This window comes from Sphingopyxis sp. GW821-FHT10B01 (genome assembly GCF_059415685.1).
In genome coordinates this window covers 61,297-75,867 of record NZ_JBWKNS010000003.1, presented here as the reverse complement: position 1 = coordinate 75,867, position 14,571 = coordinate 61,297, and the positions used below count along the sequence as shown (strand labels likewise).

Below are 14,571 nucleotides of genomic sequence, written 5' to 3'. Positions count from 1 at the left end.
GCCTTTTAGACAAAACGGATGATGTGGCAACCAACCGTTCCCCCTTCACCGTTCGCGCCGAGCTTGTCGAAGGGCCGTTTTTCTTTGCGACGCCCGAAAGAAATACGGTGCTTCGACAAGCTCAGCACGAACGGAAGAGAGATTTGCTTTTTCCTTCGCTCGACACGAACGGAATGTGGGGGCTAGACACGCCCTAGCCATGCGACCCGATATACTCAATCCGCTCTTTGCCGCGCTGACCGACCTGAAAGGCGTCGGACCCCAGCTTGCCAAGCCGCTGACACGGCTGGGGCTGGAACGCGTGGTCGACGTGTTGTTCCATCTGCCGACAGGTCTGATCTCGCGATTCCCGGTCGACCGGCTCGATCAGGCGCAGGTCGGGCAGGCCATCATCGTCGAACTGACCGCGCAGGATTACCGGCCGGGCCGCAGCCCGCGTGCGCCATTCGGTGTCGAAGCGTTCGACAGCGCGGGAGACCATGTCCGGCTTGTCTATTTCGGACGCGCCTCGGGATTGGCGCGAAAGCTCTTCCCGCTCGGCGAGACGCGGCGCGTGTCGGGCCGGCTCGATATATATGGCGACATGCGCCAGATCGTCCACCCCGATCATGTCGCCGAGCCGGGCGACGAGGCGGGGATCGCGGAGCATGAACCGGTCTATCCGCTGACCGAGGGCCTCACTAACGCGCGGCTGTCGCAGCTTGCGCAGGTCGCGCTCGAACGGCGTCCCGACCTCACCGAATGGGTCGATGCGCCGTTGCTCGCCGCCCGGAGCTGGCCCGCATGGCGCGAGGCGATGGAGCGCGCCCATGCCAGCCCGCGCGACGAGGCTGCGCGCGACCGGCTTGCCTATGACGAAATTTTCGCGAGCCAGGTTGCGCTGATGCTGATCCGGCAGGGCCTGCGGACGCGCAAGGGCAGGGCGATCGTCGGCGACGGGCGGCTGACCGGAGCGCTGAAACTGCCGTTCGGACTGACCGGTGCGCAGGAGCGTGTCGGGCGCGAGATCGCCGGCGACATGGCGCAGGACACGCCGATGCTGCGGATGCTGCAGGGTGACGTCGGATCGGGCAAGACGCTCGTCGCGCTCCGCGCGATGCTGACGGCGGTCGAGGCGGGGACACAGGCCGCGCTGCTCGCCCCGACCGAGATATTGGCGCGCCAACATTTTGCGACGTTGCAGCGGATGCTCGTTGGCCTGCCTATCAACCTCGCGATCCTCACCGGGCGCGACAAGGGCAAGATACGCGAGTCGACGCTGATGGGGCTTGCCGACGGCAGCATCGACATTCTCGTCGGCACGCATGCGATTTTCCAGCAGGCGGTGACGTACAAGGATCTCGCGCTTGTCGTTGTCGACGAACAGCATCGCTTCGGCGTCGCGCAGCGGCTGATGTTGACGCAAAAGGCGACGCGCCCGCCGCATCTGCTCGTGATGACGGCGACCCCGATCCCGCGGACGCTCCAGCTTGCCAACCATGGCGAAATGGATGTGTCGCAGATCGACGAGATGCCGCCGGGGCGCACCCCGATTGACACGCGAGTCGTCTCGGTCGACCGGCTCGACGAGATCGTCGACGGGCTCGACCGTCATCTGGCGAGCGGCGCACAGGCGTACTGGGTCTGCCCGCTCGTTGCCGAGAGCGAGGGGAGCGAGCTCGCAGCTGCGGAAGACCGTGCCGTGCTGCTTCGCGAACGACTGGGCGATGCGCGCGTCGGGCTGGTGCACGGGCGGATGAAGGGGCCCGAAAAGGACGAGGTCATGGCGCGCTTTCAGGCAGGCGAAATCGGTGTCCTCGTCGCGACGACGGTGATCGAGGTCGGGGTCGATGTCCCCGCGGCCAGCCTGATGATCGTCGAGCATGCCGAGAATTTCGGACTCGCACAGCTTCACCAGCTGCGCGGCCGTGTCGGGCGCGGCACCGCGAAATCGGTCTGCCTGCTGCTGCGCTCGCAAAGTCTGTCGGAGACCGCGCGCGAGCGGCTGGCCCTGATGCGCGAGACGAACGATGGTTTCGTGATTGCCGAGAAGGATCTGGAACTGCGCGGCGGCGGCGAATTGCTCGGGCTGAAACAGTCGGGCGATGCCGACTATCGCCTCGCCACCCCCGAACAGCTCGTGAGGCTCTTGCCCGTCGCGCATGACGATGCGCGGCTGTTTATCGAGCGCGACGGCGGGATGGAGGGGGGGCGGGCCGAGGCGGTGCGCCTGTGCCTCTATCTGTTCGAACGCGATGCGGCGGTGCCGCTGCTGCGAAGCGGTTAGTTGACGTCGCTTCTGGCGCGAGTTTTTAGTTTACGTCGCCTCTGGCGCCCATAGCGCGGATCATCGGCAGATAATCCTCGACGGAGATCGACTTGTCGAACTGCAAACCGGTCTTGCCGCCGATCGACCAGACGACCTTCGCCGACGTGCGGCCGATGATCGGCATGCGAAACACGACGAGGTCGCCGATCTCCAGCCCGCGTTCGAAGCGCATCAACATGCCGTCGGCGCTGATGTTGACGCAGGTGCACATTTCCTGCCGCCCGTCGGGCATGACGAAGGGCAGGCGGCAATAGACGTCGCTACGCGGAGCGATCCGCTGGTCGAGGCCGACATAATGGGCCTTGCTCGTGTCAATCTTGCGCATTTTTGTGGACCTTGTTGGTTTGGTCATGACGATCCACTCGATTGCTGAAGAACAGGTAAACGCATTCTGCGCACTAACTGATCACAAGGCCATGTTTTTTTGACCCGAGGCTGAGCGGAACGGGCTGGGTGCCCGGCTGGATCAGGTGCTGCGGGTCACGAACAACCGCGCCGTCGACCTTTACCGCGCCCTCTTCGAGCTTGCGGCGTGCCTCCTTGTTCGAGCCCGCGAAGCCGAGTTCGCGCAGGGCATCGACGACGCTGATCCCTTCGGCGGGCGCGACGGCTTGCGGAAGGTCGCCGCCAATTTGTCCCTTTTCAAAGGTTTGCGCGGCGGTGTCCGAAGCGGTGCGCGCGGCATCCGCGCCGCGGCACATCGCGGTCGCCTCGTTCGCGAGGATCTTTTTCGCCTCGTTGATCTCTGCGCCCTCGAGTGCCTCGAGCCGGGCGATCTCGTCGAGTGGCAGGTCGGTGAACAGCTTCAGGAACTTGCCGACGTCGCGGTCGTCGCAGTTGCGCCAATATTGCCAATAGTCAAAATGGGACAGCTGTTCGGGATTAAGCCAGACCGCGCCGGCGGCGGTTTTGCCCATTTTGGCGCCCGCCGCGGTGGTGAGCAGCGGAGTCGTGAGGCCATAGAGATCGGCGCCGTCCATGCGGCGGCCCAGCTCCATCCCGTTGACGATATTGCCCCACTGGTCCGATCCGCCCATCTGCAAACGGACATTCATGTCCTTCGACAGGTGGCGGAAGTCGTACCCTTGCAGGATCATATAGTTGAATTCGAGGAAGGTCATCGGCTGCTCGCGTTCGAGCCGCAGCTTGACCGAATCGAAGGTCATCATGCGGTTGATCGTGAAGTGCGTGCCGACTTCCTGCAGCAGCTCGATATAACCGAGCTGGCCGAGCCAGTCCTGATTATCGACCATCACCGCGTCGGTCGGGCCGTCGCCGAACGTCAGATATTGCTGAAAGATGCTGAAGATCGACGCGATGTTTGCGGCGATCGTCTCGTCCGACAACATCTTGCGGCTTTCGTCGCGGCCCGTCGGGTCGCCAATCCGCGTGGTGCCGCCGCCCATCAGCACGACGGGTTTGTGCCCCGTCTGTTGGAGGCGGCGCAGCATCATGATCTGGACGAGGCTGCCGACGTGCAGCGACGGCGCGGTTGCGTCGAAACCGATATAGCCCGGGATGACCTGTTTCGCGGCAAGTGCATCGAGGCCTTCCGCGTCGGTCGTCTGATGGATATAGCCTCGCTCGTCGAGCAGGCGCAGCAGGTCGGATTTGTAACTGGTCATAGCGGCGCGGCGCTTAGCATGGGGTTTGATATTTGGATAGCATGCGCAAAGAGCTGATCTGTCACCCCGGCACTCCCGCTACGGCCGTTCGTGCGGTCGCGGTCGAGGTCAGCCTGTCGTTCGAAGACGGTTTTGCGCTGCGCTTCGTCGTCGACGGGGCGATCGCCGCGTTGGTATTGCCCGACGGGCAGGGCGAACTCGTCATCGCCGACAGCGCGACCGACGGTCTGTGGCAAAGCACCTGTTTCGAGGCTTTCCTGACCGAGGAGGGTGAGCCCGACTATACCGAATTCAACTATAGCCCCGACGGCCGCTGGGCCTGTTACCAGTTTGACGATTACCGTTCGCTGCTGCGGACGGACGATCTCGCGCCGTGGGAAATGGCGGCGGAAAAGGGCGATCAAAGCTATTCGCTGCGCGTCGAACCGGGGATTTTTCCCGACAATGGCGCGAAGCTGGCCCTTTCTGCGGTAATCGAGGAACTCGACGGCACCAAAAGCTATTGGGCGCTCGCGCATCCGCCCGGCAAGCCCGACTTCCATCATCCCGATTGCTTTGCACTCACGCTTGGGGCACCCGACGCGGCATGACTGTTCACTTCGGCATCGACCGCCTGCTCGCCGATCCGGCGCTTCGCAAACCGCTCGAAGGCAAGCGCGTCGCGCTGCTCGCGCATCCGGCCTCGGTCACCGCCGACCTGACGCACAGCGTCGATGCGCTCGTCGCCGCGGGGCTGGATATCTCTGCGGTGTTCGGGCCGCAGCATGGCGTCCGCGGCGATCTTCAGGACAATATGATGGAGTCGCCCGACTTCACCGATCCGACCTATGGCATGCCGGTGTTCAGCCTCTATGGCGAGGTGCGCCGGCCGAGTGGGCAGTCGATGCATACGTTCGATGTGATCCTGGTCGACCTGCAGGACCTCGGCTGCCGCATCTACACCTATGTCACGACCTTGCTCTACATCCTCGAAGCCGCGGCGCAGCATGGCAAGGCGGTGTGGGTGCTCGACCGGCCCAATCCCGCGGGCCGTCCCGTCGAGGGTACGCTGCTTCAACCCGGCTGGGAGAGCTTTGTCGGCGCGGGGCCGATGGTGATGCGCCACGGGCTGACGATGGGCGAGATCGGGCATTGGTTCATTCGCCACTTCGGCCTCGACGTCGATTACCGTGTGATCGCGATGGAGGGTTGGGACCCGAAAGGACCCGGCTTCGGCTGGCCGACCGATCGTGTCTGGATCAACCCGAGCCCCAACGCCGCCAACGTCAATATGGCGCGCGCCTATGCCGGCACCGTGATGGTCGAAGGCGCGACCTTGAGCGAGGGCCGGGGCACGACCCGCCCGCTCGAACTGTTCGGCGCCCCCGATATCGACGCGAAGGCAGTGATCGCCGAGATGCAGCGTCTCGCGCCGCACTGGCTCGGTGGGTGCAAGCTGCGCGATATCTGGTTCCAGCCGACCTTTCACAAGCATGTCGGCCAGCTCAACAGCGGCGTCCATATCCATGCCGACGGGCCGTGGTACGACGATAGGGCATTCCAGCCGTGGCGCGTGCAGGCGCTGGGGTTCAAGGCAATCCGCAGCCTCTATCCGGACTATCCGATCTGGCGCGGCAAGGATTTCAAATATGAGTACACCGACGATGTGCTCGCGATCGACGTGATCAACGGCGGACCGGGACTGCGCTTATGGGTCGATGATGCGCGCGCGGCGGCGGGCGATCTCGATGCACTGGCGCTGCCCGACGAGGCGGCGTGGCGCGCGGACATCGCCGACCTGCTCATTTATTGACGAAGGGGACGACCATGCACCGGAGGCAATTTCTCGGAACTGCGACGCTCGCCGGCTTCGCTGCGACTTTGCCCGCCCCGGTGCTCGCGGCCGACACCGCGGCGCTTCCCGACCTCGCCGCCAAGGCGGTGCCGATCGGCAAGGCCGAGCGTATGGCGCGGATCGCCAAGGCGAAGGAGTTGATGCGCGCGAGCGATATCGGGGCGCTGCTGATCGAACCGGGGTCGAGCCTGATCTATTTTACCGGAGTGCGCTGGTCGCGCAGCGAGCGGCTGACCGCCGCGGTGCTGACGCGCGACGGCGAGTTCGCAGTGGTGACGCCCTTCTTCGAGGAGCCCTCGGTGCGCGAAAGCCTGGCAGTCGATGCCGAGGTGCTGACGTGGAACGAAGACGAGAATCCGCTGGCAGCGGTCGCGGCGTGGCTCGGCAAGCGCGGGCTGGCAAAAGGCCGGATCGGTGTCGAGGAAACGGTGCGCTATTTCGCGGTCGATGGCCTCGAAAAGGCGATGCCGGGCGCGACCATTGTCAACGGCGCGCCGGTCGTGCGTGGCTGCCGCATGCACAAGTCGCCCGCCGAAATCGCGCTGATGCAGATTGCCGCCGACATCACCATCGCCGCCTATCGCCACACCGCGCCGCGCATCCAAGCGGGGATGACCCCAGCCGATATCGGCGCGATCATGAAAAGCGCGACCGAGGCGCTCGGCGGCAAGAGCGAGTTCGAGCTGATCCTGCTCGGTGAGGCGAGCGCCTATCCGCATGGGAGCGGCAAGCCGCAAGCGGTGAAGAGCGGCGAAGTCGTGCTGATGGACTGCGGTGCAACGGTGCACGGCTATCAATCCGACATCTCGCGGACCTTCGTTTATGGCAAGGCGACGGCGCGCCAGCGGCAGGTCTGGGACCAAATGCGCAAGGGGCAGGATGTCGCCTTCGCCGCCGCGCGGCTCGGTACGCCCGCGGGCAAGGTCGATGACGCCGTGCGCACCTATTATCAAAGCCTTGGCTGGGGCCCAGGCTACAAGCTGCCCGGCACGTCGCACCGCACCGGGCACGGCATCGGCCTCGACGGGCACGAGCCGGTCAACCTCGTGCACGGCGAAACGACACCACTCGCACCCGGCATGTGCTTCTCGAACGAACCCGGCATCTATATCCCCGGCGAGTTCGGCATAAGGCTCGAGGATTGTTTCTATATGACCGATAGCGGTCCGAAATGGTTCAGCGAGCCGCCGCCGTCGATCGACAAACCGCTCGCTTAAAGCTCCCCTCCCTTCTTCAGGGAGGGGAGAGAAAGGCGGCGGCGTTACGAGTGATCCGGCTCCTTCGGCCGCTGGACCAGACTCACGAGTACGAAGCTGATGATCATCAGCAGATACCAGCTGCCAAGCTTGTCGATGCCGACCATGTGCCAGCCGTCGTCCTGGCTCGGATAGGTCCAGGCGCGGGCGAAGGTGCCGATATTCTCGGCGAACCAGATGAACAGCGCGACGAGGCCCCAGCCGACGAGCAAGGGCATCCGGCGATGCACGTGGAGCGGACGGAACCACACCTGACAGCGCCAGAACAGCAGCGCTGTTGCTGCGAACAGCAACCAGCGAATGTCGGGCAGCCAATGGTGCGCGAAGAAGTTGACGTAGATCGCCGCGGCAAGCGCATAGCTCGCCCAAACTGGCGGATAGCCGGTGTAGCGGAAGTCGAAAATGCGCCAGACACGCGCGATATAGCTACCGACCGCGGCGTACATGAACCCCGAAAAGAGCGGCACCGCGCCGATGTGGAGCAGGCTCGCCTCGGGATATTGCCATGATCCCGCGGCGGTTTTGAATAGCTCCATCACCGTTCCGACGATGTGGAAGATCAGGATGACGATCGCTTCCTTCGGCGTTTCGAGCCGGAAAGCGAGCATGCCGAGCTGGATCAGCACCGCGCCGATCGTGATCGCATCATAACGGTGCAGCGGGGCATCGACGGGCCAGAAGAGATGCGTCCCGAGCAGCAACGCGAGCATTAGCCCGCCGAACAGGCACGCCCAACCCTGCTTGAAACCGAAGGCGAGGAATTCGAGGAACCAGCCGCGCGGCCCCGGGGTGATCGCCATCGCCTCCAGCCGCGATCTGACGGCGTGAAAGCGACTGTGACCCTGCGGCGTGTCAGACATGCACGGCGACGTAGGCGATGAGCAGGGCGGCAGGCATCAGCAAGAGTTGCGCGAGAATGGTGCCGGCAAGGCGGCTCAGCGAAATGAGCATGATCGCGCGGCGGAACTCGCCTTCGGCGACTTTGCCCTCGACCGCATCGTCGGTCATCACCGAGAGTTGCGGGTCGATGAAGGCAAACAGCAAAATCGTCGCGAACCCGTTGATCAGGGCCGACAGCTGCGACGCGGTGACGCGGAATTCGGGCGCCAGATAGCCGGCATAAAGTGAGGCGACGACCCCGACGGCGAGCAGCGACTGCGCAAGACAGTTGGCGATCAGCACGCCCCAGCTGATCCCCTTCGGCATGTGCCAGCCGCGCAGATGCGCCAGGCTGGGAAAACTCAGCGACTGGCGGAAGGTGCGCAGCCCGCTCGGGCTCATCGCCTTGAGCGCCAGCTTCGTCGTCGAGCGGTTGGTCTGGTACCAGCCGATCGCGGCGGCAAACATGCGCTGCCCGGTGGGGACCAGCAGGATGCCGATCAGCGTCGCGACGCTCGCCGCGGCGAGCACGAACTGCATGTCAATGAACAGCGAAGCGCCGCTGCCGTCGTGGATGCGCGTCTCGATCCGCTTCGCGAGGAAGGGGCCGAGGAAGCTGTTCGACGTGCGCGAGAAGAGCACAAGGATGTTGAACAGCGCGAACGACATCGCGATCCGCCGCGTCCGCACCCCCGCGATCCGCGCCGCATAGGCGAGCGCGCCGATCAGGTTGATGAAGCCGGTGAGCAGCAGGATGGTGACGAGGGGGAGGTCGATCATGGCGGCGCCTAATACGGAGAAATCCGTTCGTGTCGAGCGAAGTCGAGACACCCCGAAGGCGTGCACGGCCGATGGGCATCTCGACTTCGCTCGATGCGAACGGGATTAGGGGATTGGCTTGAAATCGTCACGGCCTAAGTGGGCCAGCCGCGTCAATGCTTTCGAGTCAACTCGCGCATCGCATCGTCCAGCCCGGAAAGGCTGAGCGGATACATGCGGTCATTCATCAGCTGTTTGATCAGCTTTACCGACTGGGTGTAGCCCCAATGCGCCTCGGGCACCGGGTTGAGCCACACCGCAGCGGGATAGACATGGGTGATCCGCTGGAGCCAGACCGCGCCCGATTCTTCGTTGAAATGTTCGACGCTGCCGCCCGGATGGGTGATTTCATAGGCGCTCATCGACGCGTCGCCGACGAATATCACTTTGTAATCATGCCCATATTTGTGGAGAATGTCCCACATCTGGTGCCGTTCGGACCAGCGGCGCTTGTTATCCTTCCACACGCCTTCGTAGGGGCAATTGTGGAAATAGAAGAATTCGAGATTCTTGAATTCGGTCGTCGCGGCGCTGAACAATTCCTCGCAGAGCTTGATGAACGGGTCCATCGATCCGCCGACGTCGAGAAAGAGCAGCAGTTTGACCGCGTTGCGCCGTTCGGGGCGCATCTTGATGTCGAGCCAGCCCTGCCGCGCGGTGCCGTCGATCGTACCCGGGATGTCCAGCTCGTCCGCCGCGCCCTCGCGCGCGAACTTGCGCAGGCGGCGGAGCGCGATCTTGATGTTGCGGGTGCCGAGTTCCTTGGTGTTGTCGAGATTCTGGAACTCGCGCTTTTCCCAGACCTTCAGCGCGCGCTTGTGCTTGCTCTCGCCGCCGATCCGCACGCCTTCGGGGTTATAACCCGAATTGCCGAAGGGGGAGGTGCCGCCGGTGCCGATCCACTTGCTGCCGCCTTCGTGGCGCTTCTGCTGTTCCTCGAGCCGCTCCTTCAGCGTCTCCATGATCTTGTCCCAGTCGCCGAGCGACTCGATCGCCGCCATTTCCTCGGGCGTCAGAAACTTCTCGGCGACCGCCTTCAGCCAGTCGGCGGGCACGTCGACGGGGTTCTGGCCGTAATCGGAGATGATGCCCTTGAAGACCTTGTTGAACACCTGGTCGAAGCGGTCGAGCAGCCCCTCGTCCTTCACGTAGATCGCGCGGGACAGATAATAGAATTGCTCGGGGCTGCGGTCGATCACCTCGCGGTCGAGCGCCTCCAGCAGCATCAGATGCTCTTTCAGGCTGGCGGGAATGCCCGCGGCGCGAAGCTCGTCGAGAAAGCCGAAAAACATGGCTGCTGACGTATCGCGTTCGGGCAGTAGGTGCAATCACTTTACGTGAACGTAAAGTGTGGGTGGAGGTGGCTGGGATGGCGGCTCGCGAATGTCGCTAACGATCGATTGTGGTCCTGGCCTCCTCGTCACCCCGGACTTGATCCGGGGTCCATGATTTCAGCGCTGCGGTGGATCCCCGATCAAGTCCGGAATGACGCAGGTGGGTGAGGTAACGTCGGCTCACCATCTAAAGCCAACGCCGCCTTCAAATAAGCCTTTCCTACATTATCCGGCTGTGCCAGCCTTCGTTCGGCTCTTTCATTTGGTGGACAAAAGCGATCGTTGCCCGGCTTGCGGGTGCGGCCACGGCGGGGCGTGCCGGCGCGTCCAGCACGCCGCGAGGTCCGCGTCAGGGGAGCGCACAGGGCTGAACTTTACTGAACTTTGGGACTATTACGCAGCCCTTGCGCCGATCGCATTGTGGATCCAACCCAGGATGCAAAGGGAGGGGTGTCTGCCGATCGCCGCAAAGCCCACATCCTCCGGTCCCGCGCCCATTGACGCCCCATTAACCATTGTCCGGCATATCTCCTCGATCATTCCGGGACGTGGGCAAGTCAATGAAATATGATCCGATCAACCCCGCAGCGCCGATGCTTGACCAGTCGGTAGCGAGCGACTGCGGCGAACTCGCCGTAGGGTGCAGCGATGCGGCCGGGCGGATCAAGATTGCGACCGATCAGATGGACCGGCAGATCGGCGAACTCGGCCGGCTCGAAGATTATGTCGTCAGCCTCGAGGCCGACCAACGCCAGATCGCCGATTCCACCGACGAGGCGAAATTGCTCTCGGCGCGCGCGTGCGAACAGCTCGACACCGGCGCCGAGCGCGTCAACGCCGCCGTCACCGAATTCCGCTCGGTCATCGATCTTGTCGCGCGGCTTGGGCAGCATGTGACCAATTTCGCGGCGGTGATGGAACAGGTGCAGCAGGTCAGCCAGTCGATCGAACAGATCGCCAAGACAACGAACATGCTCGCGTTGAATGCCGCGATCGAGGCCGAGCGCGCCGGCGATGCCGGGCGCACTTTCGCTGTCGTCGCCGCCGAAGTGAAAAAACTCGCGCAGAATACGCGCGGCGCCACCGACGAAATCCGCCGCAGTATCGGCAGCCTGGCGGCGGAAGCGAACGGGCTCGTCACCGAAATCCAGTCGGGGGTCGAACAGTCGAGCCGCGCCGAGGCGCAGTTCGAAACGATCACCGACGCGCTGCACGACGCCACACACCTCGTCGCACTGCTCGATGATCAGAGCGACCGCATCGCGCAATCGAGCGCGATGGTGCATGCCAATGGTGCGAAGGTGCGCGAGGCGCTCGACCGTGTTGTCGGGTCGGTGCGCGACAATGGTTCGACGCTGGTGGGCACGCGCGATTCGATCCTGTCGATGGAGCATGTGTCGAATCGCATGTTCAACGCGGTGATCTCGGCAGGCGTGTCTCCTCTGGATTCGGCGATCGTGGCCTTGGCGGCAAAGGTGCGCGACGAGTTCGTTGGCTTGGCCGAGCGTGCGGTCGAGCGCGGCGAATTGTCGATGGAGCAGCTTTTCGATACCAATTATGTTCGCGTGCCGAATTCGAACCCCGAACGGTTCCGCACGACGCTCTGCGATTGGGCCGATGCGCACTGGCGCCCGCTGTTCGACCGCATCGTTGCCGAGCATCCCGAAATCAAAATGTCGTCGGCGGGCGATATGAATGGCTTTCTGCCGACGCACATCACCGAATGCTCGCACGCGCCGACCGGCGACATCGAACACGACACCGCGCATTGCCGCAACGGGCGCATCCTCTATGACGAGACCGACGCTGCGGCGAAGCGCAGCGCCGCGCCCTTCTTCATGACGGTCTATCGCCAGGAAGGCGACGGCATCAATTATGTCACTGTGCGCAACGTCTATATGCCCGCGGTCATCAACGGTCGCCGCTGGGGCGACGTCGAGGTGGCGTACCAGCTCTAGACCGGCTGTAGCTCAGCTGCCCTGACGCCGCGCCATGAAGGCGAGCTTTTCGAACAGCATCACGTCCTGCTCATTCTTGAGCAGTGCGCCATGGAGCGGCGGGATCGCCTTGCCGACGTCGCGGTTCTGCAGCACTTCGAGCGGCATATCCTCGTTGAGCAGCAGCTTCAGCCAGTCGATCAGTTCGCTCGTCGACGGCTTCTTCTTGAGTCCCGGCACGTCGCGCACTTCATAGAAGATATCCATTGCGCGGCTGACCAGCGTCTTCTGGATCCCCGGGAAATGGACATCGACGATCGAGGCCATCGTGTCGCGGTCGGGGAATTTGATATAATGGAAGAAACAGCGACGCAGGAAGGCGTCGGGCAGTTCCTTTTCATTGTTCGAGGTGATGACGACGATCGGGCGTTCCTTCGCGGTCACCGTCTCGTCGGTCTCGTAGACATGGAACGCCATACGGTCGAGTTCCTGAAGCAGATCGTTCGGGAACTCGATGTCGGCCTTGTCGATCTCGTCGATCAGCAGCACCGGGAGCTTGGGCGAGGTGAACGCCTCCCACAGCTTGCCCTTGCGGATATAATTGCGGATGTCGTGGACGCGCTCTTCGCCGAGCTGGCCATCGCGTAGACGCGCGACCGCGTCATATTCGTACAGGCCTTGCTGGGCCTTGGTCGTCGATTTGATGTTCCAGGTGATCAGCGGCGCGTCGAACGCCTTCGCAATTTCCTCGGCCAGCACGGTCTTGCCGGTACCGGGCTCGCCCTTAACGAGCAGCGGACGGCGCAGCAGCGTCGCGGCGTTGACTGCGACCTTCAGGTCGTCGGTGGCGATATAGGCGCTGGTACCTTCGAAACGCATGCTCGCTGCCTTCCCTTAACGTGAACGTCAAGCGGGCATAGCGGGGGCGGAGGAAGGGTGCAAGCGTGCCCGAACAGCAGGCTCGGGGAGGGGGGAGCTAGCTGTGCGCGCGACTGGCGGCGCGGGTCGACATCAGATCCCAGAGTCCGCTGTGCTGGGTGATCAGTTGTTGGGCGCCGAATACCATGGCACGTTCCACGGCCGGTGTATTGCCGACCGCGGCGGCGAGCCGGGCGGTTTCGCGGAGGTCGGGGAGGGTGCAGGTCGGCGGGGCCAGGTCGAGCCGCAGGGCGCTGATGTCGAGGAGGACGCGGATCGTCCGCCAGTCGAGCGTCAGCGCGATCGCGGCGCCGACGGCGCAACCGTGACGGTCCGACTCGGCGAGCATGTCGATCGCCTTGCGCTGCGCGGAGACGGCAGCCTCGCATTGCGCCTGGCCTTGCGTGCTCGGCACCGGGCCGACCGCGGACGCGATTTTCGAGAGGAAGGCGCGTTCCTGGGCAAAAGCGTTGGCGGCTTCGTCCATCCATTGGCGCGAAGCGGGGTCGACCGCCTTGCGCGCGGCATTGTCGATCACGCCCGGATAACGGCCATGAAGCAGGCAAAGGAAGTGGACGGCGTCGGCCAGGTTGCGCATCGCCTCGGGCCCGCTCGACAAGGCGCCCGAACGGACGTGTGGATGCGCGCCGGTGCCGCCGCTGGCGACCAGCGAATCGAGCAGTTCGGCGACGTCGCGCGTCTGCACTTTGGGCTGGGTCGACTGGCTCAACGCTTGATCCTCGCTGTGGCCGGGGTCTGCAGGACCCCAGCCGATGGAATTGCAGCGATCAGTCATAGGGTAACGTCGTAAACGTCCCGTTTATAAGCGAAGATCGATTTTCCCGGCGTCTGTTCCAGTCAGGGACAAAAGCGAGCGCGGGCAAAAGCAAAGGGACCGGCAAGCCCCGGGGAAAGCTTGCCGGTCCCATCTATGGCGCCAGTGGACGCCATAACGGACGAGCGGATAGCCGGACTTGGGGAGAGGGCCGTCCGGCCGGTTTCGCTCAAGCTGCGAGGGCGAGTTCCTCGGCCTTGTCGGCATGCCGTTCGGCCGGTTCGGCCGTGCTCAGCGCCGGCTGGGCCGACGAGGCCGTTTTGGCGGGGAAGAGCAGGCGCGAGGCCAGCACGACGAGGCCGAGGGCAAAATAGCCGACGAACGTCTGAACCGGGAAGAAGAAGAGCGGCGCGACAAAGGCAAGGCGCAGCCACAGCGGGTTGAAGCCGAAATCCTGGCCCACAGCCTCGCAGATACCGAAAAAGGTGTCGCGGCGCTGGAAGAGATTGGTGGTTTCGTTGTCCATTTTTTTGTCTTTCCCTTTGGCTGCGAGCACTGCCCCGCGCCGATGCCGAATGCATCGCAAAGGCCGTGCCAATTTTAGCAGTCCCCGAATTTCCGGGCTTTTTGGGGTCGGTCGAGATCGCTCGCCGGCCCTGAATTCTGGATCGATTCCCATTGAATGGGAATGATTGCCATTTGATGGGTGGTGCCTGAACCGTTCATGAAGCCCCCGCGTCGCGTGACGAGCGCTATCTGGGTGGGAAATATGAAGATTTAAAGAGCGCCGGCCAAAAATATTGTGCAGCGCAGCATTAGAGCAACACGTTGATCGAAAGCGCAAAACAAAACACCCCGCCGGTGAGGGCGGGGTGTCTGATGTCCG

At 63.6% G+C, this 14,571-nt stretch carries 13 protein-coding genes; 5 read left to right on the top strand and 8 right to left on the bottom strand.

Going from position 1 to position 14,571, the window contains the following annotated elements; translation table 11 throughout:
* Positions 1 to 199 precede the first annotated feature (199 nt).
* A complete protein-coding gene (gene recG / locus AC07NV_RS09350) occupies positions 200 to 2,266 on the top strand; it encodes an ATP-dependent DNA helicase RecG (protein ID WP_495166075.1) in 2,067 nt (688 codons plus the stop codon).
* Between the two features lie 25 nt (positions 2,267 to 2,291).
* Here the strand turns inward: recG and AC07NV_RS09345 are convergent, their stop codons facing one another.
* Together AC07NV_RS09345 and tyrS are read right to left on the bottom strand one after the other, a co-directional pair.
* On the bottom strand, positions 2,292 to 2,633 hold the full coding sequence (locus AC07NV_RS09345; RefSeq protein ID WP_495166074.1) for a PilZ domain-containing protein: 342 nt from the start codon (positions 2,631 to 2,633) through the stop codon (positions 2,292 to 2,294).
* A gap of 73 nt (positions 2,634 to 2,706) precedes the next feature.
* The gene (gene tyrS, locus AC07NV_RS09340; RefSeq protein ID WP_495166073.1) at positions 2,707 to 3,933 is read right to left on the bottom strand and encodes a tyrosine--tRNA ligase; all 1,227 of its coding nucleotides are present in this window, start codon (positions 3,931 to 3,933) and stop codon (positions 2,707 to 2,709) included.
* 41 nt (positions 3,934 to 3,974) lie between these two features.
* On the opposite strand from tyrS, the gene AC07NV_RS09335 reads away from it, so the two are divergent.
* From AC07NV_RS09335 to AC07NV_RS09325, 3 genes are read left to right on the top strand one after another with little or no spacing between them, the layout of a single operon-like run.
* On the top strand, positions 3,975 to 4,523 hold the full coding sequence (locus AC07NV_RS09335) for a DOMON-like domain-containing protein (RefSeq protein WP_495166072.1): 549 nt from the start codon (positions 3,975 to 3,977) through the stop codon (positions 4,521 to 4,523).
* Complete coding sequence (locus tag AC07NV_RS09330) at positions 4,520 to 5,725, top strand: exo-beta-N-acetylmuramidase NamZ family protein (RefSeq protein ID WP_495166071.1); 1,206 nt, start codon at positions 4,520 to 4,522, stop codon at positions 5,723 to 5,725. Before AC07NV_RS09335 ends, AC07NV_RS09330 begins: the two co-directional genes overlap by 4 nt.
* Positions 5,726 to 5,739: 14 nt before the next feature.
* Complete coding sequence (locus AC07NV_RS09325; RefSeq protein ID WP_495166070.1) at positions 5,740 to 6,984, top strand: M24 family metallopeptidase; 1,245 nt, start codon at positions 5,740 to 5,742, stop codon at positions 6,982 to 6,984.
* A 44-nt stretch (positions 6,985 to 7,028) separates the two neighbouring features.
* Here the strand turns inward: AC07NV_RS09325 and AC07NV_RS09320 are convergent, their stop codons facing one another.
* The 3 genes from AC07NV_RS09320 to AC07NV_RS09310 all read right to left on the bottom strand — a co-directional run bounded on the left by AC07NV_RS09320 (position 7,029) and on the right by AC07NV_RS09310 (position 10,013).
* Positions 7,029 to 7,883 (bottom strand): DUF817 domain-containing protein, encoded by an 855-nt coding sequence (locus tag AC07NV_RS09320; protein WP_495166069.1) that lies wholly within the window; start codon positions 7,881 to 7,883, stop codon positions 7,029 to 7,031.
* On the bottom strand, positions 7,876 to 8,682 hold the full coding sequence (locus AC07NV_RS09315; RefSeq protein WP_495166068.1) for a lipid II flippase Amj family protein: 807 nt from the start codon (positions 8,680 to 8,682) through the stop codon (positions 7,876 to 7,878). The genes AC07NV_RS09320 and AC07NV_RS09315 overlap by 8 nt, the downstream gene beginning before the upstream one ends.
* Positions 8,683 to 8,834: 152 nt before the next feature.
* Positions 8,835 to 10,013: a vWA domain-containing protein gene (locus AC07NV_RS09310; protein WP_495166067.1), complete on the bottom strand. Its 1,179-nt coding sequence runs from the start codon at positions 10,011 to 10,013 to the stop codon at positions 8,835 to 8,837.
* A gap of 602 nt (positions 10,014 to 10,615) precedes the next feature.
* On the opposite strand from AC07NV_RS09310, the gene AC07NV_RS09305 reads away from it, so the two are divergent.
* A complete protein-coding gene (locus AC07NV_RS09305) occupies positions 10,616 to 12,013 on the top strand; it encodes a methyl-accepting chemotaxis protein (protein WP_495166066.1) in 1,398 nt (465 codons plus the stop codon).
* 12 nt (positions 12,014 to 12,025) lie between these two features.
* On the opposite strand, the gene AC07NV_RS09300 is transcribed toward AC07NV_RS09305, so the two are convergent.
* From AC07NV_RS09300 to AC07NV_RS09290, 3 genes are all read right to left on the bottom strand, one after another.
* Positions 12,026 to 12,871, bottom strand: coding sequence for an AAA family ATPase (locus tag AC07NV_RS09300; RefSeq protein WP_447761464.1), 846 nt, complete (start codon positions 12,869 to 12,871; stop codon positions 12,026 to 12,028).
* A gap of 97 nt (positions 12,872 to 12,968) precedes the next feature.
* A complete protein-coding gene (locus AC07NV_RS09295; RefSeq protein ID WP_495166065.1) occupies positions 12,969 to 13,640 on the bottom strand; it encodes a DUF6975 family protein in 672 nt (223 codons plus the stop codon).
* 274 nt (positions 13,641 to 13,914) lie between these two features.
* Entirely contained in the window at positions 13,915 to 14,211 is a 297-nt protein-coding gene (locus tag AC07NV_RS09290; RefSeq protein WP_495166064.1) for a PspC domain-containing protein, read from the bottom strand.
* Positions 14,212 to 14,571: the final 360 nt, after the last annotated feature.

What these genes read in the sequence shown, in the direction of transcription:
- recG (WP_495166075.1), top strand. Translation starts at nt 200, where the DNA reads ATGCGACCCGATATACTCAATCCGCTCTTTGCCGCGCTGACCGACCTG.
- AC07NV_RS09345 (WP_495166074.1), bottom strand. Translation starts at nt 2,633, where the DNA reads ATGCGCAAGATTGACACGAGCAAGGCCCATTATGTCGGCCTCGACCAG.
- tyrS (WP_495166073.1), bottom strand. Translation starts at nt 3,933, where the DNA reads ATGACCAGTTACAAATCCGACCTGCTGCGCCTGCTCGACGAGCGAGGC.
- AC07NV_RS09335 (WP_495166072.1), top strand. Translation starts at nt 3,975, where the DNA reads ATGCGCAAAGAGCTGATCTGTCACCCCGGCACTCCCGCTACGGCCGTT.
- AC07NV_RS09330 (WP_495166071.1), top strand. Translation starts at nt 4,520, where the DNA reads ATGACTGTTCACTTCGGCATCGACCGCCTGCTCGCCGATCCGGCGCTT.
- AC07NV_RS09325 (WP_495166070.1), top strand. Translation starts at nt 5,740, where the DNA reads ATGCACCGGAGGCAATTTCTCGGAACTGCGACGCTCGCCGGCTTCGCT.
- AC07NV_RS09320 (WP_495166069.1), bottom strand. Translation starts at nt 7,883, where the DNA reads ATGTCTGACACGCCGCAGGGTCACAGTCGCTTTCACGCCGTCAGATCG.
- AC07NV_RS09315 (WP_495166068.1), bottom strand. Translation starts at nt 8,682, where the DNA reads ATGATCGACCTCCCCCTCGTCACCATCCTGCTGCTCACCGGCTTCATC.
- AC07NV_RS09310 (WP_495166067.1), bottom strand. Translation starts at nt 10,013, where the DNA reads ATGTTTTTCGGCTTTCTCGACGAGCTTCGCGCCGCGGGCATTCCCGCC.
- AC07NV_RS09305 (WP_495166066.1), top strand. Translation starts at nt 10,616, where the DNA reads ATGAAATATGATCCGATCAACCCCGCAGCGCCGATGCTTGACCAGTCG.
- AC07NV_RS09300 (WP_447761464.1), bottom strand. Translation starts at nt 12,871, where the DNA reads ATGCGTTTCGAAGGTACCAGCGCCTATATCGCCACCGACGACCTGAAG.
- AC07NV_RS09290 (WP_495166064.1), bottom strand. Translation starts at nt 14,211, where the DNA reads ATGGACAACGAAACCACCAATCTCTTCCAGCGCCGCGACACCTTTTTC.